The sequence below is a fragment of the Brevibacterium metallidurans genome (assembly GCF_037101285.1).
Taxonomy (GTDB): domain Bacteria; phylum Actinomycetota; class Actinomycetes; order Actinomycetales; family Brevibacteriaceae; genus Brevibacterium; species Brevibacterium metallidurans.
The window spans coordinates 115,207-137,833 of the sequence record NZ_BAAAAF010000003.1 but is presented as its reverse complement, the minus strand read 5'-3'; the positions used below and the strand labels follow the sequence as shown (position 1 = coordinate 137,833).

General features: G+C 67.0%; 19 protein-coding genes. 6 read left to right on the top strand and 13 right to left on the bottom strand.

Features of this window, described 5'->3' with window-relative positions:
• Positions 1–57 precede the first annotated feature (57 nt).
• The 4 genes from guaB to AACX88_RS05450 form a co-directional block, all read right to left on the bottom strand.
• Positions 58–1,584, bottom strand: coding sequence for an IMP dehydrogenase (gene guaB / locus AACX88_RS05465; RefSeq protein ID WP_339392089.1), 1,527 nt, complete (start codon positions 1,582–1,584; stop codon positions 58–60).
• Positions 1,585–1,762: 178 nt separating this feature from the next.
• Positions 1,763–2,425, bottom strand: coding sequence for a GntR family transcriptional regulator (locus tag AACX88_RS05460; protein WP_339392088.1), 663 nt, complete (start codon positions 2,423–2,425; stop codon positions 1,763–1,765).
• A 127-nt stretch (positions 2,426–2,552) separates the two neighbouring features.
• Entirely contained in the window at positions 2,553–3,524 is a 972-nt protein-coding gene (locus tag AACX88_RS05455; RefSeq protein WP_339392087.1) for a pseudouridine synthase, read from the bottom strand.
• A gap of 153 nt (positions 3,525–3,677) precedes the next feature.
• Positions 3,678–4,322 (bottom strand): TetR family transcriptional regulator, encoded by a 645-nt coding sequence (locus AACX88_RS05450; protein ID WP_339392086.1) that lies wholly within the window; start codon positions 4,320–4,322, stop codon positions 3,678–3,680.
• A gap of 82 nt (positions 4,323–4,404) precedes the next feature.
• Here AACX88_RS05450 and AACX88_RS05445 point away from each other — a divergent pair, with 82 nt between their 5' ends.
• Positions 4,405–4,533, top strand: coding sequence for a hypothetical protein (locus AACX88_RS05445; protein ID WP_339392085.1), 129 nt, complete (start codon positions 4,405–4,407; stop codon positions 4,531–4,533).
• A gap of 58 nt (positions 4,534–4,591) precedes the next feature.
• On the opposite strand, the gene groL is transcribed toward AACX88_RS05445, so the two are convergent.
• From groL to AACX88_RS05400, 9 genes are all read right to left on the bottom strand, one after another.
• On the bottom strand, positions 4,592–6,184 hold the full coding sequence (gene groL / locus AACX88_RS05440; protein WP_063249386.1) for a chaperonin GroEL: 1,593 nt from the start codon (positions 6,182–6,184) through the stop codon (positions 4,592–4,594).
• A 41-nt stretch (positions 6,185–6,225) separates the two neighbouring features.
• Positions 6,226–6,519 (bottom strand): co-chaperone GroES, encoded by a 294-nt coding sequence (gene groES, locus AACX88_RS05435; protein WP_339392084.1) that lies wholly within the window; start codon positions 6,517–6,519, stop codon positions 6,226–6,228.
• Between the two features lie 343 nt (positions 6,520–6,862).
• Positions 6,863–8,068, bottom strand: a complete 1,206-nt coding sequence (locus AACX88_RS05430; RefSeq protein WP_339392083.1) for a ubiquitin-like domain-containing protein — start codon at positions 8,066–8,068, stop codon at positions 6,863–6,865.
• Between the two features lie 192 nt (positions 8,069–8,260).
• Complete coding sequence (locus AACX88_RS05425; protein ID WP_339392082.1) at positions 8,261–9,244, bottom strand: TatD family hydrolase; 984 nt, start codon at positions 9,242–9,244, stop codon at positions 8,261–8,263.
• Positions 9,244–10,959, bottom strand: coding sequence for a methionine--tRNA ligase (gene metG / locus AACX88_RS05420; RefSeq protein WP_339392081.1), 1,716 nt, complete (start codon positions 10,957–10,959; stop codon positions 9,244–9,246). Before metG ends, AACX88_RS05425 begins: the two co-directional genes overlap by 1 nt.
• A 449-nt stretch (positions 10,960–11,408) precedes the next feature.
• Entirely contained in the window at positions 11,409–12,491 is a 1,083-nt protein-coding gene (locus AACX88_RS05415) for a hypothetical protein (protein ID WP_339392080.1), read from the bottom strand.
• Between the two features lie 318 nt (positions 12,492–12,809).
• Entirely contained in the window at positions 12,810–13,823 is a 1,014-nt protein-coding gene (rsmI, locus tag AACX88_RS05410) for a 16S rRNA (cytidine(1402)-2'-O)-methyltransferase (protein WP_422614407.1), read from the bottom strand.
• On the bottom strand, positions 13,820–14,248 hold the full coding sequence (locus AACX88_RS05405) for a DUF4190 domain-containing protein (protein ID WP_339392079.1): 429 nt from the start codon (positions 14,246–14,248) through the stop codon (positions 13,820–13,822). The genes rsmI and AACX88_RS05405 overlap by 4 nt, the downstream gene beginning before the upstream one ends.
• Before the next feature lie 397 nt (positions 14,249–14,645).
• Positions 14,646–15,287 (bottom strand): DUF4190 domain-containing protein, encoded by a 642-nt coding sequence (locus AACX88_RS05400; protein WP_339392078.1) that lies wholly within the window; start codon positions 15,285–15,287, stop codon positions 14,646–14,648.
• A 142-nt stretch (positions 15,288–15,429) separates the two neighbouring features.
• On the opposite strand from AACX88_RS05400, the gene AACX88_RS05395 reads away from it, so the two are divergent.
• From AACX88_RS05395 to AACX88_RS05375, 5 genes are all read left to right on the top strand, one after another.
• Positions 15,430–17,589: a dolichyl-phosphate-mannose--protein mannosyltransferase gene (locus AACX88_RS05395; RefSeq protein WP_339392077.1), complete on the top strand. Its 2,160-nt coding sequence runs from the start codon at positions 15,430–15,432 to the stop codon at positions 17,587–17,589.
• A gap of 83 nt (positions 17,590–17,672) precedes the next feature.
• Positions 17,673–18,893, top strand: coding sequence for a cytidylyltransferase domain-containing protein (locus AACX88_RS05390; RefSeq protein ID WP_339392076.1), 1,221 nt, complete (start codon positions 17,673–17,675; stop codon positions 18,891–18,893).
• 187 nt (positions 18,894–19,080) lie between these two features.
• Positions 19,081–19,968, top strand: a complete 888-nt coding sequence (locus AACX88_RS05385) for an N-acetylneuraminate synthase family protein (protein ID WP_339392075.1) — start codon at positions 19,081–19,083, stop codon at positions 19,966–19,968.
• A gap of 293 nt (positions 19,969–20,261) precedes the next feature.
• Positions 20,262–21,236, top strand: a complete 975-nt coding sequence (locus AACX88_RS05380; RefSeq protein WP_339392074.1) for a glycosyltransferase family 2 protein — start codon at positions 20,262–20,264, stop codon at positions 21,234–21,236.
• A complete protein-coding gene (locus AACX88_RS05375) occupies positions 21,233–22,627 on the top strand; it encodes a polysialyltransferase family glycosyltransferase (protein WP_339392073.1) in 1,395 nt (464 codons plus the stop codon). The genes AACX88_RS05380 and AACX88_RS05375 overlap by 4 nt, the downstream gene beginning before the upstream one ends.

The following is a 22,627-nucleotide window of genomic DNA, read 5'->3' as shown; positions in this document are numbered from 1 at the left end:
AGCGCAGGTCGTCTCAGCGAGGCAAGCCGCCTCAGCGAAGCCGCCCGCCTCGGCGACTCACTTCGAGACGTAGTTCGGGGCTTCGACGGTCATCTGGATGTCGTGCGGGTGGCTCTCCTTGAGTCCGGCCGTGGTGAGGCGGACGAACCGGCCCTTGGCCTTGAGTTCGTCGATCGTGCGCGCGCCGACGTAGAACATCGTCTGGCGCAGACCGCCGGTGAGCTGGTGGGCGACCTGCTTGAGGTGGCCGCGGTAGGCGACGCGGCCTTCGATGCCCTCGGGGATGAGGTCGGTGTCGGTGGCGATATCGGCCTGGAAGTAGCGGTCCTTCGAGTACGACTTGCCCTTGCGGGGAGCCATCGCGCCGAGTGAGCCCATGCCGCGGTAGGCCTTGTACTGCTTGCCGTTGACGAAGATCAGCTCGCCCGGAGACTCGTTGCAGCCGGCGAGCAGGGAGCCGAGCATGACGGTGTCGGCGCCGGCGACGAGGGCCTTGCCGATGTCGCCGGAGTACTGGAGGCCGCCGTCGCCGATGACGGGGACGCCGGCGGCGCGAGCGGCCTGCGCGGCGAGGTGGATGGCGGTGACCTGCGGGACGCCGACGCCGGCGACGACGCGGGTCGTGCAGATCGAGCCGGGGCCCACGCCGACCTTGACGGCGTCGACGCCGGCGTCGATGAGCGCCTGTGCGCCCTCCTTCGTCGCGACGTTGCCGCCGATGATCTGGACGTGGGAGAACGCGGGGTCGGCCTTGATCGTCTTGATCATGTCGGTCACGCCCCGGGCGTGGCCGTTCGCGGTGTCGACGACGAGGACGTCGACGCCCGCCTCGGCGAGGAGGCCGGCACGCTCGTAGGCGTCGCCGTAGAAGCCGACGGCGGCACCGACGCGCAGGCGGCCTTCGGAGTCCTTCGTCGCGAGCGGGTATTCCTCGGTCTTGACGAAGTCCTTGACGGTGATGAGGCCGCGGATGACGTTGTTCTCATCGACCAGGGGCAGCTTCTCGACCTTGTTGTCGGCGAGCAGCTCGAAGGCCTTCTCCGGAGAGACGCCGACGGGGGCGGTGACCAGCGGCATCGGAGTCATCGTCTCGGCGACGGTGCGGGTGGGGAATTCGCTGCGGGTGACGAAGCGGAGGTCGCGGTTGGTGACGATGCCGACGAGGACGTCGTTCTCGTCGACGACGGGCAGACCGGAGATGCGGTAGCGGCCGCAGAGTTCGTCGAGCTCTTCGAGGGTCTTCTCCGGGGTGATCGTCAGCGGGTCGTTGATCATCCCCGACTCGGAGCGCTTGACGTAGTCGACCTGGTCGGCCTGGTCTTCCTTCGACAGGTTGCGGTGGATGATGCCGAGTCCGCCGATGCGGGCCATGGCGATCGCCATCCGCGATTCGGTCACGGTGTCCATGGCGGCGGAGACGAGCGGGATGTTGAGCTCGATGTCCTTGGTCAGGCGCGTCGTCGTTGAGGCTTCCGAGGGAATGACATCGGTGTCGCCGGGCAGGAGCAGAACGTCATCGTACGTGAGTCCGGTGAGTGCGAACGGATCGTGTGCGGTCTGTGATTCCTGCTCGGAGTTCCCCATGAGTCCAGCCTTTCGACGCGGAAGATCAGTTGATCCATGGTATCGAAGGGGACTGTGAGGCTTCTACAGTTTCAACTACCCCGGGCTGTGAGAATGGACACCTCGCCGAGGCGGTCCGCAGCCACCGGCGACCATTGGGTTCCGCGGTCGAACAGTCCCAGAACGAAGGGTGTGGAGGTCAGCGTCCCGCGCCCACCGACCGTGCCAGGTCGAGCGTCGAGGCCTCGGAGTCGTCGAGGTGGATGCGCAGCAGTCCTTCGGCGCCCTGCCGGTCCCCGGACTTGATCTTCTCGAGGATGTCGCGGTGCGGGTTGGCCCAGTGCGAGTGGTATTTCCCGGGCTCGGGTGAGCGGGAGAACGTCGTCGACAGGCGGGCCATGAGGTTGAGGTAGAACTCGTCGAGCAGGGGCGAGCCGAGGAGCCCGACGATCGCCCGGTGGAAGGACGCCGAGTGCTCCTGCGCGTCGGCCCAGCCTTCGTTCTCCGGGGCGTTCTCGGCCCGGACGACGGAGGCTTCGACGCGGGCCATCGCCTCGTCGGTGGCGTCCTGGGACTCCTGGACGGCACGGATCTCGAAGACCCGGCGGGCCCGGTAGAGGTCCTTGAGTTCGTCGATGCCGAAGGTGCGGACGAAGAAACCGCGGTTGGGCTCCTGGGTGAGCAGACCGGCGTGGCGCAGCAGGCTGAGGGATTCGCGGGCGGTGTTGCGGGAGACGTTGAATTCCTTGGCCAGCGCACCATCGCGCACCGGAGATCCTGCTGGGTACTCTCCGGTGGTGATTCGGGTCCGGACCAGGGCGACGATCGCCTCTGAGGTGCATCCGGGTGCGTTCGGGCTCATACCACCAGGCTACCGTGTCTCCCTCCGTGAGATGCGACCGCCCCACTACGCCTGCCGCATTCCCAGCGCACTGCCACCTCGGCGGGCACCGTCGAGCCCGTGTCCGTCGTGGACGATCCCTGCTGATTCACCCGCCGAGGTTGAGCTCGAGTCCCGTCGCGAAGTGCCGGGGTGCCCCGGTGAGCGGATCGGCGAAGTCGATCGTGGCCGCGAGCAGCTGCAGCGGGGACGAGAAGTCGTAGGGGTCGGGGCCGAGATCGTGCGGGTAGACGGGGTCGCCGACGAGGGGCAGCCCGAGTGCGTTCATGTGCACGCGCAGCTGGTGGGTCTTCCCGGTCAGGGGTTCGAGTCGGTATGCGCTGACCTCCGGTCGTCCCTCCACCTCGCCGAGGTGGTCGATCCGGCTGATCGCGTTGACCTCCCCGGGCACTTCGAGGACCTGCCGACCGCCAGTGGGTTTGTGCAGGCGGGAGCGTCGGGTGAGCGGAAATTCGAGATCGGGCGGCGGGCTGGGGGCGAGGGCGCGGTAGGTCTTCGTCACCGCTCGGTCCTGGAAGAGGCGCTGGTAGCGGCCGCGGGTTGAGAGGCGTCGGGAGAGGATGAGGAGGCCCGCGGTGATCCGGTCGAGGCGGTGGATGGCGACGAGGTCGGGTTCGTCGCGGTCGACGCGCAGGCGGGTGACGACGCTTTCGCGGACGAAGCGGCCATTGGGGGTGCTCGCGAGGAAGTGGGGTTTGTCGACGACGAGGAGGTCCTCGTCCTCGAACACCGTCGTCACCTCGAAGGCGATCCGGTCCTCCGGCGGCACGGGGCGGTGGAAGAAGTAGAAGCCGCCGGGGATCACAGGATCGTCCCAGGACACCGAAGTGCCCGCGGCGTCGCACATCTGGCCGGGGAGCAGATCGTGCGCGTCGGCAGGCGTCTGCGCAGTGAGCGCGCGTCTCTCGTCCTCGGCGGCGTGCGGGAACTCGGCAGACAGCCAGTCCCCGATCGTCGCAGGCACGGGCAGGTGGGCCTTGGCGTGAGTCGCCAGTCCCCCGGGAGCGCGGAGCACGGTCGCCGAGATGCCCTCTCTCGGCGGTAACGGACTGCGCGGCATGCCCTCAAGTCTACGAGGGCGGCGGACTGGATCACGGGCCGGTCCTGGCATGAGCGCCGAGGATGCCGACCGTGATGCCGCGGCCGTGGCTGCGGACTTCGAGCGGTGGAATACGGTCCTCGAACAGGGGTGCGGTGCTCGAACAGGGAGATGTCAGCCCGCGGCCGGGGCCACCGCAATCGGGGCATTGTCGCGCGGCAGCGCGGTCAGGGCCGCCCGCGCATAGGTCGCGATCGTCGAGATGTGCCATTCGACTTCGAGGGCACTCGGGTTCGACCGGGCAGGGTCGAGGAGATCGACGAGGTTCTCGGCGATCGCGCCGACGAGCGAGCGGGCGAACACCTCGGCCGGATAGTCCAGCCCCAAGGTGCGCTTGAGCGCTGCCGCGATCACCGTGACGTATCCCCGACGCAGGGCACGGCGTTCGCGCTGGACGGAGTCGGGGACATCCTCGATGAGCAGAGCGTAGGCGAGGCCGCGGCCGGCGACGGAACGGCGGATGAAGACCTCGACGACGGCGCCGACGACCTCGTCGGGGGTGCCGCATGCATCGACCGCCTCGGTGACGACCTCGAGCTCATGGCCGGCGGCATTGGCGAAGACCGTGCGCAGCAGCTCGTCGCGGCTGTCGAAGAAGCTCGTGATGTGCCGCGGACTGCACGCGGCGGCGCGGGCGACGGCGTTGATGCTGGCAGCGGCGAAGCCTCCGTCGGCGACGACGAAGCGGGCGGCGTATTCGATGCGCGCACGCCGCTGCGCCGTGTTCGCGCGAGCTCGCGCGCTGTCCCGATGGGCCACTGGTCCTCGTCCTCGAAGAGATGATTCAGGTTTCAACAGTCAACGAGTATGGCACTCATCACGTCAGACGGCAACAGCCCTGATGACGGCACCGAGCGGGGACCCCGACGGCACGACCGCCTCGGCGGGGTGGGATACGCGTCGCGCCGCCGGGAGCCTGCGGAACTCCACGACCGCCTCGGCGAAGGAAGACGAACGGCCCGGACCTTGATGGTCCGGGCCGCTCATTCAGGCCTCAGGCGAACTGCTCCGCCTGTGAGGGGAGGAGGTCAGTCCTCGTCCTCGTCGTCCTTCTTCTCCACGACCAGGGTCTCCGTGGTGAGCACGAGGGCCGCGATCGACGCTGCGTTGCGCAGAGCCGAACGGGTGACCTTGACCGGGTCGATGATGCCTGCGGAGATGAGGTCGCCGTAGGAGTCGGTGGCGGCGTTGTATCCCTGGCCGGACTCGAGGTCCTGGACCTTGGACACGACGACGTAGCCGTCCTGGCCGGCGTTCTCGGCGATCCAGCGCAGGGGCTGGACGATTCCGCGCTTGACGATCTCCACACCGGTGGCACCGTCGTAGTCGAGGCCGAAGTCCTTGCCGTCGAGCACCTTGGCGGCGTGGATGAGAGCCGAACCGCCGCCGGCGACGACGCCTTCCTCGATGGCTGCACGGGTCGCGGACACAGCGTCTTCGACGCGGTGCTTGCGCTCCTTGAGCTCCACCTCGGTGGCGGCGCCGACCTTGATGACGGCGACACCGCCGGAGAGCTTGGCCAAGCGCTCCTGCAGCTTCTCGCGGTCCCAGTCGGAGTCGGTGTTCTCGATCTCGGAGCGGATCTGGGCGACGCGACCAGCCACGGCGTCATCGGCACCGGCACCATCGACGATGGTGGTGGTGTCCTTGGTGACGGTGATGGTCCGGGCGTTGCCGAGCTCGTCCAGGGTGACCTGGTCGAGCTTCATGCCCATGTCCGGGGTGACGACCTGCCCGCCGGTGAGGACGGCGAGGTCCTCGAGGATGGCCTTGCGGCGGTCACCGAATCCGGGAGCCTTAACGGCGCAGACGTTGAGGATGCCGCGCAGCTTGTTGACGACCAGCGTCGACAGCGCTTCGCCCTCGATGTCCTCGGCGATGATGAACAGCGGCTTGCCGGCCTGCTGGACCTTCTCGAGGACGGGCAGGAGCTCCTGGATGTTGGAGATCTTGCCCTGGTTGATGAGGATCAGCGCGTCATTGAGGATCGCCTCCTGGCGGTCCGCATCCGTGACGAAGTGCGGGGACAGGTAGCCCTTGTCGAACTGCATGCCCTCGGTGATCTCCAGCTCCACATCGGAAGCCTGGGACTCGTCGATGGTGATGACGCCGTCCTTGCCGACCTTGTCGAAGGCGTCGGCGATGAGCGAGCCGATCTCCTCCGACTGGGCGGACAGACCGGCGACGTGCGCGATCTCCTCGGAGCCGGCCACATCACGGGAGATGGAGCCGAGTTCCTCGGAGACGGCCTCGACGGCGGTCTCGATGCCGCGCTTGAGCGCGCCGGGGGCGGCGCCTGCGGCGACGTTGCGCAGACCTTCGTTGACGAAGGCCTGGGCCAGGACGGTCGCGGTGGTGGTTCCGTCACCGGCGATGTCGTTGGTCTTGGTGGCGACTTCCTTGGCCAGCTGAGCGCCGAGGTTCTCGTAGGGATCGTCGAGCTCGACCTCACGGGCGATGGTCACGCCGTCGTTGGTGATCGTGGGGGCGCCCCACTTCTTGTCGAGAACGACGTTGCGGCCGCGGGGTCCGAGCGTCACCTTGACGGTGTCGGCGAGGGTGTTGACACCCTTCTCGAGCGAACGACGGGCCTCGTCGTTGAATTCCAGATTCTTAGGCATTCGTCCTCCTGTCTCAGTCGTATGTCAGTGATTCAGGGGATTCAGCCGATGACGGCGAGCACGTCGCGAGCCGAGAGCACGAGGAACTCTTCGCCGGCGTACTTGACCTCGGTGCCGCCGTACTTCGAGTAGATGACCTTGTCGCCGACGGCGACGTCGACGGGAACGCGGTTGCCGTTGTCTGCAACGCGGCCGGGGCCCACTGCGACGACTTCGCCTTCCTGCGGCTTCTCCTTGGCAGTGTCGGGAATGACCAGACCGCTGGCGGTGGTCTGCTCTGCTTCGACCTGACGGATGACGATCCGATCTTCGAGTGGCTTGATGGAGACCGACATATCGGGCTCTCTCCCTTCGCTGGGTTCAATTCTTGTGAAGACAGACGGCGGCTGCTGCCTGAGGAACCTCTCGTCGTCGCGGGTGCCGAGGTGTTCGACCGTCTCATGAAACTGGCACTCACTGAGCGTCAGTGCTAATTCGACTCTATGACTCCTTTAGCACTCGGTCAACTCGAGTGCCAGGAAAACCTCACGCTCTCGGCGAAAGCTCAGTCTCGGGGCGCCGAGTGCGGGCGCAGAGATGCGACGAGGGACCCCGGAATTCCGGAGTCCCTCGTCGCTTCTGCTCTCGTCGGGAGGTGAGCTCCCGTCGGGAAGCATCAGCCGCCTCGGCGGGGTCAGGTCAGGCGCAGGACCACTGTCCCCAGCCGGCCTTGGCCTGGAGCGTCTTCGCACGGTCGAACTGCTCACGCGGGCTGGCGTCGATCGGGTTGCCCGAGCCGCCCACGCTGCGCCAAGTGGCGAGCTTGAACTGGAAGAGACCGAAGTGCGCGTTGTTCTGCTTGTTCACCGCCCGCGGGTTGAAGTTCGACTCGCACTTGGCGACCTGGTACCACTTCGAGCCGGGTCCGCCGAGCATCGCCTTGATCTCCTCGGTCGACATCGATCCGCCTCCACCGGAGCTCGAACCGCCATCTCCGGAACCGGAGCCGGAGCCGCTGTCGCCCGAACCGGAGTCGGAGCCGCCCGAGGAGGACTCCTTCTTCTTCGTGCCTTCGATGACGACCTTGGCCTGAGGTTCGGTGAGGACCTTCTCGCCCTTCTTCTCCTTCTCGACCTCATCGCCGTTGACGGTCTTGACCTGGTACTGGACTTCCTTCTGACCGGTCTTGCCCTTGTCCTCGACCTTGGTCTCGCCGACGTAGAGGGAGTCGGACTTCTTCTTCTCGACCTTGGGCTTGATGTCTTCCTTCTCCGTGACGGTCTTGTTCTCCACCCGGTTGACGGTGAGAACCTGTCCGTCGGTGACGGCTGCGTTCATGGGCACGGAGAGGAAGTCGTCCTTGTCGAGGGTCACCTTGGCCTCTTCGAGGGCATCGCCGGCGGTGCCGACGGGCGCGGTGACCTTGACGTCCTTGCCGTCGGCGACGACGGTGAGCGCCTTCGCCGTGGTGACGTCGATGTTCGTGGGGGCGTCGACCTTGAGCTTGTCGCTCGCCTCGGCGCTCAGCTGCGCGTCCTTGGCGTCGACGCCGAGGTCTGCCAGCGCCTGGCCGACGGTGTTCGCGTTGGTCCACTCGTCGGTCTTCTTGCCGTCGACGGTGAGCGAGACGTCCTTGGCCGTGTTGACCGTGACCGTCATATCGCGGTTGATCTTCGCGTCGACGCCGGGCTTGACCTGGTCGCGCTTGTCGATGTCGATGTTCTGACTGTCGAGGATCTCACCGACAGTGCCGCCGAAGGTGCGGATCTCCTCGGCCTTGCCGTTCACCTCGAGGGTGACCGGCTTGTTCATGGTGAGCACGGCACCCGTACCACCGACGAGTCCGGTGATGACGACCGCCTGTGCGGCGATCTGCACCTTGCGGTTCTTGAGAAAATCAATCACAGAAATATCCCCGAGCAGAGTTGATCAGCTGTTTGCGACTCATCCACTGTAACCGATTCGTTACATCGCTTGCAAAAGATCACGAAACCGTAACAGGAATCTCACAGACTCCCGGATTCCCGGATCCTCGCCGAGGCGGTCGCTCAGTCCCAGCCGCCGAGGTTATCGCTCAGTCCCAGCCGAGGCGGTCGCTCAGTCCCAGCCGCCGAGCGCGGTCTCGGCGTTGGCCCACACCGCCTCGGCGAGGTCGCCTGCATTCATCCCCCGCACCCCGGCGAGCATCCTCGCGGTGATCGGGGTGAGGTAGGGGCCTCCGGGCTTCCCCCGGTACGGGTGCGGGGTGAGGAAGGGTGCGTCGGTCTCGGTGAGCAGGAGCTCGAGCGGTGCAGAGGCGGCGGCCCGGCGCAGCTCGTCGGCGTTCTTGAACGTGATGTTGCCGGCGAAGGACATGAAGTAGCCGTGCTCGGCGCACTCGCGGGCCATCGCCTCGTCGCCGGAGAAGCAGTGGAAGATCGTCACCTCGGGCGCACCCTCCTCGCGGAGGATGCGCAGGACGTCGGCGTGGGCCTCACGATCGTGGATCTGCAGTGCCCGACCGGTGCGCTTGGCGATCTCGATGTGAGCGCGGAAGGACCGCTGTTGTTCGGCGATGCCGTCCTCTCCCGTGCGGAAGTAGTCGAGCCCGGTCTCCCCCACCACGCGCATCCGATCGCTGCTGACCACGAGCGTCTCGATCTCGGTGAGCGCATCGTCGAGGAGGCCGCGCTGCGCGAGCCGCGGCGCCTCGTTCGGGTGGAGCGCCGCTCCCCCGAGCATCCACGTCCGCCCGGGAGTCGGCGGCGTCGGAACCCGCGCGGCCACCTCGGGGGTGACTTCGGTGAGCGCTGCGGCACCGGCATACTGCGAGGCCACGAGCGCAGTCGTCCACCGGGCGGCGGGAAGGTCGCAGCCGATCTGGACGATCCGCGTCACTCCGGCCGCCTCGGCGGTGTCGAAGAAGAAGTCGAGGTCGGGGAACTCCTCGGTCTCGGCCGGGGCGACCTCGGGGGCGGGTTCGCCCGCGCCGAGCGGCAGCCGCACACCCGTGCAGATGTCGAGGTGGGTGTGGGTGTCGACGATCGGGTGCGGCAGGGGCTCGGGCACCGGAGGATAGGTTCCAGCGGCACGCGACGCCATTACTCCGCCTCCTCCACGAACTTCGGGAACACCGGTACCGGCGTGGGCAGCGGGGTGCCGGGCACGAGCGGGAAGTCGATGGCGGCGAACGAGCGGGGATCCACCTCGGCGGCGGCGATCCCGCCTTCGGTGGCCTCGGCGGCGGCCGGCGCGATGCCGGCACCGGCGAAGGCCGCACCTGCGGCGACGCCGACGGCGGCACTCGCGGTCACGGTGTCCATCACCTCGGCGCCGGAACCGGATTCCGTCGCGGTCGGCAGGACCGTTGCCCCCGCCTCGGCGACTCCGGCGGGAACACCGAGGAGGTCGAGGATCCGGCCTGCGGATTCGGGCATGACGGGCTGGATGAGGATCGAGACGATGCGCACGACCTCGATCGTCACCCACAGCACGGTGGCCATGCGCTCGGGATCGGTCTTCTTGAGCTTCCACGGCTCCTGCGCGGAGAAGTAGCGGTTGGCCTCGGTGAGCACCTTCCAGCACGCGTCGACGTAGAGGTGGAGGCTCTGGGTGTCGATGTGCTTGCGCGCCGTGGCGAGAGTGTCGCGGGCGAGCGCGAGCAGGGTTTCGTCCGCCTCGGTGAGGTCACCGGGCTGCGGGACCTGGCCGTCGCAGTTCTTCGCGATCATCGACAGCGAGCGCTGGGCGAGGTTGCCGTATTCGTTGGCGAGGTCGGCGTTCTTGCGCGTGATGATCGAGTCCTTCGTGTACGAGCCGTCCTGGCCGTAGGAGAACTCGCGCAGGAGGAAGAAGCGCAGCGTATCGAGGCCGAACGCGTCGACGAGGTCGATGGGGTCGACGACGTTGCCGACGGACTTCGACATCTTCTCACCGGCGTTGAAGAGGAAGCCGTGGGCGTGGACGCGGCGGGGCAGCTCGATGCCGGCGGACATGAGGAACGCCGGCCAGTAGACGCTGTGGAAGCGGATGATGTCCTTGCCGATGATGTGGACGTCGGCCGGCCACCACTTCTCGAGCCGCTCGAGGTCGTCGGGGTAGCCCGCGGCAGTGAGGTAGTTCGTCAGCGCGTCGATCCACACGTACATCACGTGCTTGTCGTTGCCGGGCACGGGCACGCCCCAGTCGAAGGTCGTGCGCGAGATCGAGAGATCCTTGAGTCCGGAGGCGACGAACGACGCGACCTCGTTGCGGCGGGAGTCGGGGCCGATGAACTCCGGGTGGTCACGGTAGAGCTCGAGGAGGGGCTCCTGGTACTTCGAGAGGCGGAAGAAGTAGGACTCCTCCTCCGTCCAGGTCACCTCGGTGCGGGTCTCCTTCGACAGCCGCACGCCGTCGACGACCTCGGTCTCGTCCTCGGTGTAGAACGCCTCGTCGCGCACCGAGTACCAGCCCGAGTACGAGTCGAGGTAGATGTCACCGGCCTCCTCGAGCCTGCGCCAGATCGCCTGCGAGGCGGCGTAGTGGTCGGGGTCGGTGGTCCGGATGAACCGGTCGAACGTCGAGCCCAGGGCCAGCTGCGTGTCGCGGAAGCTCTTCGCGTTGTCGTCGGCGAGCTCCTTCGGGGTGATGCCCAGCCTGTTCGCCGCCTGGAGCATCTTGAGACCGTGCTCGTCGGTGCCGGTGGCGAAGAAGACCTCGTGGTTGTCGAGGCGCTTGAACCGCGCGATCGTGTCGGCGGCGATGTACTCGTACGCGTGCCCGATGTGGATGGCCCCATTGGGGTAGGCGATGGCTGTTGTCACGTAGTAACCCATAGGCCACTCAGTCTAAAGGACGCGCGGCGGCAGGGCCGACGGGGTCCGGGGAGGGGGCGGGTGGAGGTGTGGGGTGGCGGGTACGCAGTCGACGCGGTCCGGGGGTGGTGGACTGGAGGTGTGGGGCGGCGGGTACGCAGTCGGCGCGGGGGCGGGCTTGGCGGGGCGGGGCGCAGTCCACGGCCGGGCGGCCAGGTGAGCGAGCGGGCGCAGTGCACGGCCGGGCGGGCGGGCGCAGTCCGCGGCCGGGCGGGCGGGCGAGCGAGGCAGTACCGGGTTTGAGCTCACTTGGATCTCGAGAGCTCAGTTCACGAACTGTGCCGTGGAGACTCAAGTGAGCTGCAACCCGGATTCGGCGCGTGGCCATCATCGAGACACCGACCGTTGATGGCACGCACGCTGGTTCCGCAGGGTCGTGGGGGCCCGGAGACACTCAGAACCGGAAACACTCAGAGCACGAGCGGGTCGATCCGGAACTCGAGGAGGCGAGGAGCCTGTTCGAACAGCTTGAGGCCGAAGACCTGTGGGTTGAGGATGTCGTGAAAAGTGAAGTGCACGACGGTGTAGCCCATCTTCAGCAGCATGTTGTGCTGATAGCTCTCGTGTCGGAGGCGACCGCGTCCGGCGTCCTCGTACTTGCCGCTGCCGTCGACCGCAAGAGCAGTCATGGTCGCCCTGTGCAGGAAGTCGAGACGGGTGAGAAGCTCTCCGTCGGCGGCGACGTTCCACTGCTGGACGAAGTCGTGGAGGCCCAGGGTATGCAAGTTGAATGAGCAGCGACTCTCCGCGTAGCTCTCCGACATCGGCGAGATCCGCTCCACGATCCTCTGCGCCCGAGCTGACCCCCGAGTCAATCGCCGCACGGCGGGCATCACTTCGGCCTCGACCGCCGTCGAACCGAGTTCTCGCACCTTCCGAGAGTCAGAGAAGGCGAGCGCTCTGCCTCCGTTCGCCGCTGTGACGCTTCGGCGCAGCACGGTTTCGAGTGCCGCGAACCCCGACACCGGGCCGCCGAACTCGATGAGATCGAGCCCGGTGCGCACCGCACTGGTCACCGTCAGACGTCCGATGGCCTCCCGATCCTCGGCTGGCACCGCGCGCCGCAGGCGGCGAATGGCCGTGCTTCTCGTGCTCGCCGTCGGATGCATGACGGTCAACGGCCGGAGGGCCAGGTCGAACATCGGCAGGTCGTGGAGCAGTGCCGCGGACGCACCGGCCACGACGTCGGCAGACCGGTAGCTCCTATAGTGGATCGCCTGGAGACGGGCCAGCAGAGAGGTGAACTGGCGATCTCTCGCGCGCTCGTCTCCCGAAGTAGTTCGGAAGTAGTCCGTCCATTCGGTGTCGGTGATCAGCGAACCAATCCGCTTGTGCTGCGGCCTGCCGCACGCGGCGGCAATCGAGTAGACACCGGCACACAACCTGATCAGGCAGCAGTTGACCGCACGACTGATCTCTGTGCTGGACACGCCCACCGCTTTGAGGTCTCGATTGGTGACGACGTTGTACCTGAGTTCGATTCGGGCATTCATCCCTCCACTGTGATCACCACGGTCGTCGAGCGCACTGCTGAAATTCCGAGCTGTTGACAGACCTCGAGCCTCCACAGGCGAATCGCACACGAGTCGACGCGGTCATCCACAGGTGCGTCCGTCCGCCGAATCTCCAATCGCGGCAGGGCATTGCCCGCCCACGCCCACCGGCACCCGGCGTCACAGCCGAACGACGCATGTGCAGCTCACGTGAATCTGCACAGCCCAGTTCACGAACTGAGCTCTCCACACTCACCTGAGCTGTGACCGTCCACAGGGCAGAACGTACAAGTCGGCGCCGGGGACGGGCCCCGCGCCTCAGGCGCGGTGGAGCCAGGCCTCGTAGATCTCGCGCTTGGACAGACCGAAGCGCTTGGCGATCTGACCTGCCGCTTCCTTCGCCCGCACGCCCGATTCGACGAGAACCTCCATCTCGCCGAGGTGGTCCTCCGGCTCCGTCTCGACGGCCGTGGCGCCGGCGAGGACGAGGGTGAGCTCGCCGCGCAGACCCTCGGCAGCGGCGTCGCGGAGGGAGCCGACGGTGCCGCGCAGCGTCTCCTCGAAGGTCTTCGTCAGCTCCCGACTGATGCTCATCGGCCGATCCGGCCCGATGACGGCAAGCAGATCGTCCATGGTGTCGGCGATCCGGTGGGGGCTTTCGAAGAAGACCATCGTGCGCTTCTCGGTCTTGAGCTCTTCGAACAGCGACGTCCTCGCCCCCGACTTGCGCGGGATGAATCCCTCGAAGCTGAAGCGATCGCTCGGCAGGCCGGAGACGGCGAGCGCCATGAGCACCGCCGAGGGCCCGGGGGTCGCGCTGACCGGGAGATCCGCCTCGGCGCAGGCTCTGACCACCCGGTAGCCGGGATCGGAGACGGCCGGCATTCCCGCGTCGCTGAGCAGGACAACGGTCTGACCTGCGCGGATGAGGTCGACGATCTCGGGGGCGCGACCCTGTTCGTTGTGGTCGAAGACGCTGATGACGCGCTTCGTGTGAGTCAGCCCGAGCCTCTGTGCCAGCGAAAGGAACCGGCGAGTGTCCTCGGCGGCGATGACGTCGGCGGATTCGATGGCCTCCATCATCCGGGGCCCGGCATCGCCGAGGTTGCCGATCGGAGTCCCGACGAGGATGAGCTTCCCGCCTGTGCCGGCGAGGAGGCGGGGGCCGGCAGAGTGCACGGAGTTGAGAGCGTCGTCATCGTCGATGCCCGGGGCAGTCGCGTCGGTAGCCGTCGACGGCTCGCCTGCCGGAGCGATCGAGCCGTCGGCGGCGCCTGTCGGTCCGTCCGCGCGGCCCTCATCGTTCGAGCGCGGGTGGAGTCGACTGCTCAACTGTAGGACGAGGTGCCCGCGAACAGGCCGAACCCGAGGATCACGACGAAGAAGAGCACGTAGACGACCCAGAACAGGATCCACAGCGCCGTGCCGATGTAGCCGACCCAGAGGGCGGCGACCGCCATGCCGTCTCCGCGTTCGCCGCGTTCACGGATCTGCTTGCGCGCGATGTGTCCCATGACGATGCCGGCGATGCCTGCGATGAAGAAGCTCGAGACGACGCCGAAGATCGAGGCGACGAGCGCGATGATCGCCAGCGTGTTGTTCGGGGGCAGCGGCTGGTAGCCGGGTCCGGCGCTGCCGTAGCTCGACGCAGCATAGCCGCTGCCGGCGTTCGCGGGCTGGTAGCTGTTCGCGGGCGGGCCGGATTGCGGCTGCTGGTAGTACATGTCCGGATTGTTCCAGTTGTTCTGGCTGCTCATGTCTTCTTCTCCTCGGATTCGCCACCAACGGTGCGGTTCACCACCAACGGTACTCAGACAATCATCCCCGAGAAAGGCGAGAGTGTTGCAATCCTGCATCTCCGACTCCCAGCCTCGACAGGCGGGCGCCGCGGCTTGCCGTCAGCAGTGGTGCCACAACCCACCTCGGATCGAAGCCGTTGGTCAAAGCCGTCGGTCGAAGCCGTCGTTCAAGGCCGTTGGTCAAAGCGGTCGTCCGAGGCAGTCGTTCGAAGCGGTCGTCCGAGACCGCCGACCGAGGCGGTCGGCTCAAAGCCTCGACCTGCGATCGCCCGAGGCCGCCGGTCGAAGCCGCCGGCCGAAGACCTCGACCTGCGGTCGACCGAGGCCGCCGACCGAGGCCCGCCGGCCGAAGCTGTCAGAAGACCGTCGACCCGAAGAAACTGACCCCGAGGAGCGCGACCACGAAGAGGAGGAAGACGATCAGCAACAGGCCCAGCCCGATGCTGATGTAGCCCATGACGAGACCGGCCGTGGCCTGCCCGCTGCCGCCTTCTCCGCTGCGCTTGATCTGACTCTTCGCCACATGGCCGAATATCACTGCGAGGATCGGAGCGATCCAGAGGACCAACGACAGCAGACTCGCGAAGTACTGGATGATGGGGACGAGCGAGAGGATCATGACGACGAACCCGCCGCCCAATCCCACGATCCCCATGATCATCGACCAGTTCGCCAGCCCGTTGGTCTTCGTCATCACGACCATCGGCGCCCCATAGGTGCCGTACGTGACCGGCTGACTGTAGACGGGCTGCGCGGGCACCATCTGACCGTACTGCGCACCCGAGTACGGCGCACCTGAGTATGCCGCACCCGACTGCTGCGGATCCGGCTGGCCGACGGAGTCGAGGTACTGACCGTAGTCCGTGTACTGGCCGCCGCCGTAGCGCACCTGCCCGTCATCCGGCACGGGACCGTATTCGAGGGGCGGCTGAGACTGACCGAAGTGCTGTGAGCCGACCCGCGGAGGGTCGCTCGGGCGGTCGTACGACACTTTCATCACCGTCTTCGCTCGTGCACGGACCTGCTGTCCCCCAAGCCTAGCCGCCACCGGGCCCGCACGGTATTGCGTCACCTGCCGGAGACACGGTCCCGCCCAGGCTGAGCGTCCCACCTGGGTTCGCGCCCTAGACTTGGCCCTGATGACAGCACCCGCAGATCCCCCATCGCCGAGGCGACCGTCCGACCCGGACTCCAGCTCGGACCCAGCGTCGACCCCCGACCCCGAGCAGTCCGACGGCTCCGCGTCGACCCGCACCGCAACGGCAACCACCACGGCTCCGCGCTCCCCCGAGAACGCGACCCCTGGCGCCTCCAAGAACTCCACCGGCCGCCCCGCCAAGGACGAGCGCGCCCGTGCCCGCGAGGACCGGGCCCGCAAGCGAGAAACCGTCCTCGCCGGTGCCGCGGCACTGCGCCGACAGTCCTTCGCCGCCGGCATGTGGGCGACCAAGGCCCCGGTCTGGATGTGGCCGGCCCTCATCATCATCACCCTCATCAGCCTGGTGCTGCGCCTCTTCCGCCTCGGCTTCCCCGGCCGCCTCATCTTCGACGAGACGTACTACGTCAAGGACGCGTACTCGGTGGTCAACTTCGGCTACGAGCGCGCCTGGCCCGAGAACGCCGACGCCTCCTTCAACGCCGGTGACCCCAGCGTCATCGAGAACGCCCCCGAGTACGTCGTCCATCCCCCGCTCGGCAAATGGATCATCGGCCTCGGCATCGACCTCTTCGGCGCCGACGACTCGTTCGGCTGGCGCTTCTCCGTCGCCATCGTCGGCACCCTCACCGTCTTCCTCATGGGCCTCGTCGCCTGGAAGCTCTTCCGCTCCGCGTTCTTCGCCTGCGTCGCCGCGGGCCTGCTGTCCATCGACGGCGAGCACTTCGTCCACTCCCGCACGAGCCTCCTCGACATCGTGCTCATGGCCTTCATCCTCCTCGCCTTCTATCTCCTCCTCCTCGACCGCGAACAGGTGACGAAGCGCCTCGCCCGCTGGGCCGCCGACGTCGACCATCCCCCCGCCGAGGCGACCGCCGCCTCTGCGCCCGACCCGGATTCCGCGCCCGCCTCGACCACCGACCCAGCGACAACGACCACCGCGACCACTGCCACCACCGCCCGAGGCCGCAAGTCCCCCGCCGCCCGGCGCGCCGACCTCATCAACTTCGGGCCCCGCCTCGGCGCGCGTCCCTGGCTCATCGCCGCCGGCATCAGCCTGGGCCTGGCCACCGGGGTCAAATGGTCGGGCCTCTACGCACTCGCGGCCTTCGGCATCCTCGTCGTCGCGTGGGACGTCCACTCCCGCTTCCGCGCTGGCGTCGTCCACCCCTGGCTGGGATCGTTCCTGCGCGACATCGTCCCCGACTTCCTCAAACTCGTCCCCACCGCCCTGGTCGCCTACGTCGCGACATGGACGGGCTGGATCGTCACCGACGGCGGCTGGAACCGTCAATGGGCCGCCGAGACCCCCGGCTGGTGGCAGGCTCTGCCGTCCTGGCTCGACTGGATCCCCTCGCTCGCGCAGTACCACTACACGGCGTACTCCTTCCACGTCGGCCTCGACTCCGAACACCCGTACATGTCGAACCCGTGGGGCTGGATCGTCCAGTGGCGGCCGACCTCGTTCTACTACGAGTCGCTGAGCCAGGGCGACCTCGGCTGCACCGCGGTCAAGTGCTCCTCGGCGATCATCTCGGTGGGCAACCCGATCATCTGGGGATTCGCCCCCGTCGCCCTCCTCATCGTCCTCGCCGCATGGATCCTGCGCCGAGACGCCCGCGCCGGCGTGATCCTCGCAGGCCTCGCCGCGACCTGGCTGCCGTGGTTCGCCTACCAGCAGCGGACGATCTTCACCTTCTACACGATCGTCATGATCCCCTTCGTCGTCCTCGCGCTCGTCTACTGCCTCGCGCTGCTGTGGGGTCGCCGGACGCCGTACCCCGCGTTCACCCCGCGCACCCCGATGCCCTCCCCAGCGTCACCGACGCCCACCACCGCGACGACCGCAGCGTCGCCCACCACCGCGACGACCGCAGCGTCACCGACCTCCGCGCCCCCCGCCGAGACGACCGCCCCGACTCCGCCAACCGCGCAGTCACCCGACGCCCCGACCGGTGCCTCGTCCGGTGCCCGCCGCAGGCTCCGCCGACCTCCGTGGCCGCTGCTCGCCCGCCGCCTCGCCGTCGGCCTCGTCCTCGTCGCAGCCGTCCTCGCGTTCGCCTACTTCTGGCCGATCTACACCGGCGAGGTCATCCCGTTCGAGGCCTGGAACAACCGGATGTGGAACGTCACCTGGCGCTGACCTGAACCGGACATGACGCGGTCGCCTCGCCGACACCGATCGTTCACCTCCCGGACACGGCCCGTCGTTAGCGTCGAGGCATTGTGACTGACGAAGCGACACTGAACCACCCAGCTCCCACCTCGGCGAACGCCACCGGAACCGGCACGGATCCGCACCCTGGACCCGGGGTCGTCGCCATCATCCCGGCCCGCGGAGGATCCAAGGGGATCCCCCTGAAGAACCTCCAGAAGGTCGCCGGCGTCTCCCTCCTGGCCAGGGCGATCAACGCGGCCAAGGCCACCCCGAGCATCGACCGGGTCATCGTCTCCACCGACCATGACGGCATCGCCGCGGAGGCGATCCGGGCCGGCGCCGAGGTGTCCCACCGTCCCGCGGAGATCGCCGGGGACACCGCGACGAGCGAATCCGCGATCATCCACACCCTGGGCACCCTCGACGCCGACTACGGCATCACCGTCTTCCTCCAGTGCACCTCCCCGTTCATCGACTCCGCGTCGATCGACAACGCGGTGTGCCGGGTCCGCGACGAGACGGAGGACGTCGTCTTCTCAGCCGTCGCCGACCACTCGTTCCTCTGGCGCCTCGGCGGCGACGGGGAAGCGGTCGCCGTCGGCCACGACCAGTCGTTCCGGCCCCGCCGCCAGGACCGGCCGCAGCACTACAACGAGACCGGGGCGTTCTACGTCATGCGCACCGCAGGCCTCCTCGAGCACGGGCACCGGTTCTTCGGCCGGGTCGGCATCGAAGAGGTCCCGCCCGAACACGCCCACGAGATCGACGACATGTCCGACCTCACCCTGGTCCGTGCGATCGCCTCGACTCAGGAGACCGCGCAGGTCATCGACGTCGACGCACTGGTCACCGACTTCGACGGCGTCCACACCGACGACGGGGCCTACGTCGACGAGGACGGCAACGAACACGTCCGCGTCCACCGCGGCGACGGCATGGGCGTCTCCCGCCTCGTCCGATCAGGTCTGCCTGTCATGATCCTCTCAAAGGAACGCAACCCAGTCGTCACCCGCAGGGCGGAGAAACTTCATGTTCACGTAACCCAGGGTGTCGACAATAAATCGGAGGTCCTGCGGTCGTGGATCGACGAGCAGGGCCTTGACGCAGCACGCGTGGCCTATGTCGGCAACGACATCAACGACCTCGAAGCCTTCGACGTCGTCGGATGGCCGATCGCCGTCGCCGACGCCCATCCCAAGGTGCTCGCGGCAGCCCGGGTGGTCCTCGACCGGCCGGGCGGGCGGGGCGCAGTCCGGGAGGTCTGCGACCTCATCCCGGTCCGCAGCTGAACGGCACGGACCGGTCACGCGGCACCGACCGGCACCCAGCCTCGGCGAGGCGGACACGACCACGACAGGGCCTCTGCCTCCTCGGCGAGGCGGACCCGCCCCCGACGACCACACAACCTCACATGCAAGCGCACCACCCCACCCGGCGCGGACACACCATCCCGCGTCTGAAACGAAAGCAGGACTCATGACGGATCACATCACCCCCGTGGCCTTCGGCGACCAGCTCGTCGGCCCCGATCAGCCCGTGTACATGATCGGTGAGATCGGCATCAACCACAACGGTGACGTCGAGATCGCCAAGCAGCTCATGGATGCCGCTGCCACGGCCGGCGCTCAGGCCGTGAAGTTCCAGAAGCGCAACCCCGACGTCGCCGTGCCCGAGCACCAGAAGTCGAAGATGCGGCAGACCCCGTGGGGCGAGATGACCTACCTCGACTACAAGTTCCGCGTCGAGTTCGAACGCGAGGAGTACGCGGAGATCGACCGCTACGCGAAGGAACTCGGCCTGCAGTGGTTCGCCTCCCCGTGGGACACCGACTCCGTGGACTTCCTCGAGAACGAGTTCGACGCCCTCACCTACAAGGTCGCCTCGGCGTCCCTGACCGACTTCGAGCTGCTGCGCGCGATCGCTGCGACCGGCAAGCCCGTCCTCTGCTCCTCGGGCATGTCCGACTGGGCCACCCTCGATGCCGCCGTCGAGGTCTTCGACCGCGACAAGCTCGTCCTCATGCACGCCACCTCGACCTACCCGCTGCCCCCGGAGGAGGTCAACCTCCGGGCGATCCCGGCGATGATCGAACGCTACGGCGTGCCCGTGGGCTACTCGGGCCACGAGCTCGGCCTCGAGATCTCCTTCGCCGCCGCGGCACTCGGCGCGGTGACGATCGAACGCCACATCACGCTCGACTCCTCGATGTGGGGCTCGGACCAGTCCGCGTCGATGGAGCCGCGCGAGTTCGCCTCCCTCGTCAAGGGCGTCCGTGTCCTCGAGAAGGCCATGGGCGACGGCGTCAAGCGCATCATGCCCGGTGAGGAGTCGAAGATCGACTCCCTGCGCAAGGTCACGGTCTGAGCTGACGGCTGAGCCACCTCGGCGCGCACGATCTTCAAAGCGAGGGGCGAGCGCGCCGAGGTGGCTCTCGTCTGCGATCTCTCACCCCGACGTGCAGAAGTCCGTCGGGGCGGTTCTGTGTCCATGCGTCTCACCTGCAGCCCCAGGACGAGCGAGGACAACCTTCGGTGAACACTCCGGCCTACCCCGTTAACCTCGTCGTCACCTGCTGTTACTCGGCCGTGTCTACCATCATCTGAGCCCATGCACGTGCGGTGGTCTCCCGCGGACGTGCTCAGCAGTGAAAGGACCCCATGACCACTCCCCTGACCAGTGTCATCATCGCGGCGAAGAACGCCGAGCACACCATTGGGAGCAGTCTCAAGAGCTTGACCATGCAGGGGTTCACCCCCGATGAACTCGAAGTCATCGTCGTCAACGACGGCTCGGATGATCATTCGGCCGAGGTCATCGCCGAATTCGACGACAAACTCAACCTGGTGACCATCGAGAACCCCGCCTCGCTCGGAGTTTCGGCTTCGCGCAACCTTGCGCTCGAGGCGTCGACCGGGCAGACGATCACCTATCTCGACGGCGACGACTGGTATGCGCCCGGACACCTGCGGAAGATGACTGACGCAATCAACGGACTCGGCGTCGACTTCGTCAAGATCGACTATGTCCTTGTCGAAGGCACCAAACGCAGCCTCAATCAGGCACCCTGCGCCGTCCGAAACCGGCCGCTGAACCCACGCGACTACATCATGCCCGCGAACATGCCGACGATGGTCGACTACCCAGCGTGCTGGACAGGCATCTTCACTCGCAGCATGGCCGATCGCGGCCTGCTCACCTTCGATCCTGCGCTGCGGACCTGCGAGGACCGGCCATGGACCTGGCGACAGCACCTCGAATCCGATTCGTTCGCCGTCATCAACTCGGCGGGACTGTGCTACCGCAAGGGAATGTCGACGTCGCTGACCTCGATCTACGACGAACGGCAGCTCGATTTCATCCCGGCATTCCGGACCGTGTTCGCGATGCTCGAGAACGACCCCGAGGTCGACGAATTCGAGACGAAAGCCGTGAGGAACTTCCTGTCGATCCTCTACCACCAGCTCGTCAAACGATCAGATCAGATGAGCTCAGAGGTGAAGCAGAAGCTGTTCGCCGGTGCCACCACGAACGTGAAGATGATCAAACCCGAGCTGGTCGATCGAGTGGTCGAAAGATTCGGCGACGACCGAGTACCGGTCATCGCCCCGGTCCTGAGGAGGGCACACGCATGACACAGCTCATCCAGATCTCGACCCTGTACCAGCTCGCCAACGTCGCCGCGAACATCGATGCCGGCCATTTCGGGGCGGCCGACGAACGCCGCATCCTGGTTGTGGCCAACAATGCCTATGCGCCTGAGATCACGCCGGCGGCAACTGAGCTGCTCGGTTCCTCGACCCTGCTCAGCCGCTTCGATTCCGTCGTCGACTGGAACGCGGCCATCTGGCCGAGCCACCCCAAGCAGTTCGGGGTCTCGCCCACTCGTGCCCCGATCATGCGCACCCTGCTCGAGAGGCTGTGGTCGCTGTCGCCCGACGAGGACATCTCCCTTGTCGTCGAATCGCTGCCCGGCCACCCTGCCCACGCCCTTACGCAGATCTTCGCCGACGCTCCCATCTCCGTGCACTCCGACGGCCTCATGAGCTACGGACCGGTCCGGAACCCGCTCGGACGTCCGCTGTGGCAGCGGCTCGAGAACGTTCACTACACCGATCTGCTGCCAGGGGTCATGCCACGTCAGCTCGCCGAACATGCTCCGAATCGCGTCGCCCTGACCGTTGATGAGCTCCGACCGGTCGTCGAGGAAATGGCACGCGAATCCGATGGCGCACTCGCAGCCGCGGGCCTGGCGAACCCGATCGACGACAGCGCTCTTGTCCTCGGACAGTATCTCGCGGAAATCGAACTCATCACCGAAGAAGAGGAGATCCAGCTCCACCTCGACATGCTCGATGAGGTGAAGCGCCGCGGCCTGAGCACGGTGGTCTTCAAGCCGCACCCGACATCCGCCCGAACCGTCGCCGAGCCGCTCAGACGGCGCGCGGAGACCCTGGGACTGCGGTTCGTCCTCGCCGATGTGCCCGTCCTCGCCGAGGTGGTGGCGTCGAGGACGCAGCCCCGCCTCGTCGTATCGTGCTTCTCGACGGGGCTGGTGACCACGCAGGCGCTGTTCGGAACCGAGACCGCCGCAGTGGGCACGAAGCTGCTCCTCGAACGGATCGCCCCGTATCAGAACAGCAACCGCATCCCCCTGACTATCGTCGACGCGCTCCACCGCGGTGGTTACGCACTCGAAGACAGCGCCGACGGTCGAGGACTGCGCGAATTCAATGCCCTCATCGACGCCGTGACCTACTGCATGCAGGCGAACATCATGTGGCATCTGCGAGAGCCGGCCGCTCGGTTCCTCACCGACGCTCTCGGGACGGACGACATGGTGTACTTCAAGCGCAAACGACTCACCCGACTCGAACTGCCGGGCAGTCTCGAGGCCTCGGCTCGCGGACGCGTGTTGAGGACGGGAAAGCGGATTCTGCGCAGGAATGCGAAGACGGCGCTGACGAAGCTCGACAAGCGCGGAATCAAGATCGACGTCGCCAAGCTGACCGGGCGGCGCACCTGA

Bases quoted from the DNA above. Each gene is read 5' to 3' on its own strand.
- AACX88_RS05375 (WP_339392073.1), top strand. From the start codon at position 21,233: ATGACACAGCTCATCCAGATCTCGACCCTGTACCAGCTCGCCAACGTC.
- AACX88_RS05395 (WP_339392077.1), top strand. From the start codon at position 15,430: ATGACAGCACCCGCAGATCCCCCATCGCCGAGGCGACCGTCCGACCCG.
- AACX88_RS05380 (WP_339392074.1), top strand. From the start codon at position 20,262: ATGACCACTCCCCTGACCAGTGTCATCATCGCGGCGAAGAACGCCGAG.
- AACX88_RS05400 (WP_339392078.1), bottom strand. From the start codon at position 15,287: ATGAAAGTGTCGTACGACCGCCCGAGCGACCCTCCGCGGGTCGGCTCA.
- groL (WP_063249386.1), bottom strand. From the start codon at position 6,184: ATGCCTAAGAATCTGGAATTCAACGACGAGGCCCGTCGTTCGCTCGAG.
- AACX88_RS05425 (WP_339392082.1), bottom strand. From the start codon at position 9,244: ATGGCGTCGCGTGCCGCTGGAACCTATCCTCCGGTGCCCGAGCCCCTG.
- groES (WP_339392084.1), bottom strand. From the start codon at position 6,519: ATGTCGGTCTCCATCAAGCCACTCGAAGATCGGATCGTCATCCGTCAG.
- AACX88_RS05405 (WP_339392079.1), bottom strand. From the start codon at position 14,248: ATGAGCAGCCAGAACAACTGGAACAATCCGGACATGTACTACCAGCAG.
- AACX88_RS05460 (WP_339392088.1), bottom strand. From the start codon at position 2,425: ATGAGCCCGAACGCACCCGGATGCACCTCAGAGGCGATCGTCGCCCTG.
- guaB (WP_339392089.1), bottom strand. From the start codon at position 1,584: ATGGGGAACTCCGAGCAGGAATCACAGACCGCACACGATCCGTTCGCA.
- AACX88_RS05455 (WP_339392087.1), bottom strand. From the start codon at position 3,524: ATGCCGCGCAGTCCGTTACCGCCGAGAGAGGGCATCTCGGCGACCGTG.
- metG (WP_339392081.1), bottom strand. From the start codon at position 10,959: ATGGGTTACTACGTGACAACAGCCATCGCCTACCCCAATGGGGCCATC.
- AACX88_RS05385 (WP_339392075.1), top strand. From the start codon at position 19,081: ATGACGGATCACATCACCCCCGTGGCCTTCGGCGACCAGCTCGTCGGC.
- AACX88_RS05415 (WP_339392080.1), bottom strand. From the start codon at position 12,491: ATGAATGCCCGAATCGAACTCAGGTACAACGTCGTCACCAATCGAGAC.
- AACX88_RS05445 (WP_339392085.1), top strand. From the start codon at position 4,405: ATGACGGCACCGAGCGGGGACCCCGACGGCACGACCGCCTCGGCGGGG.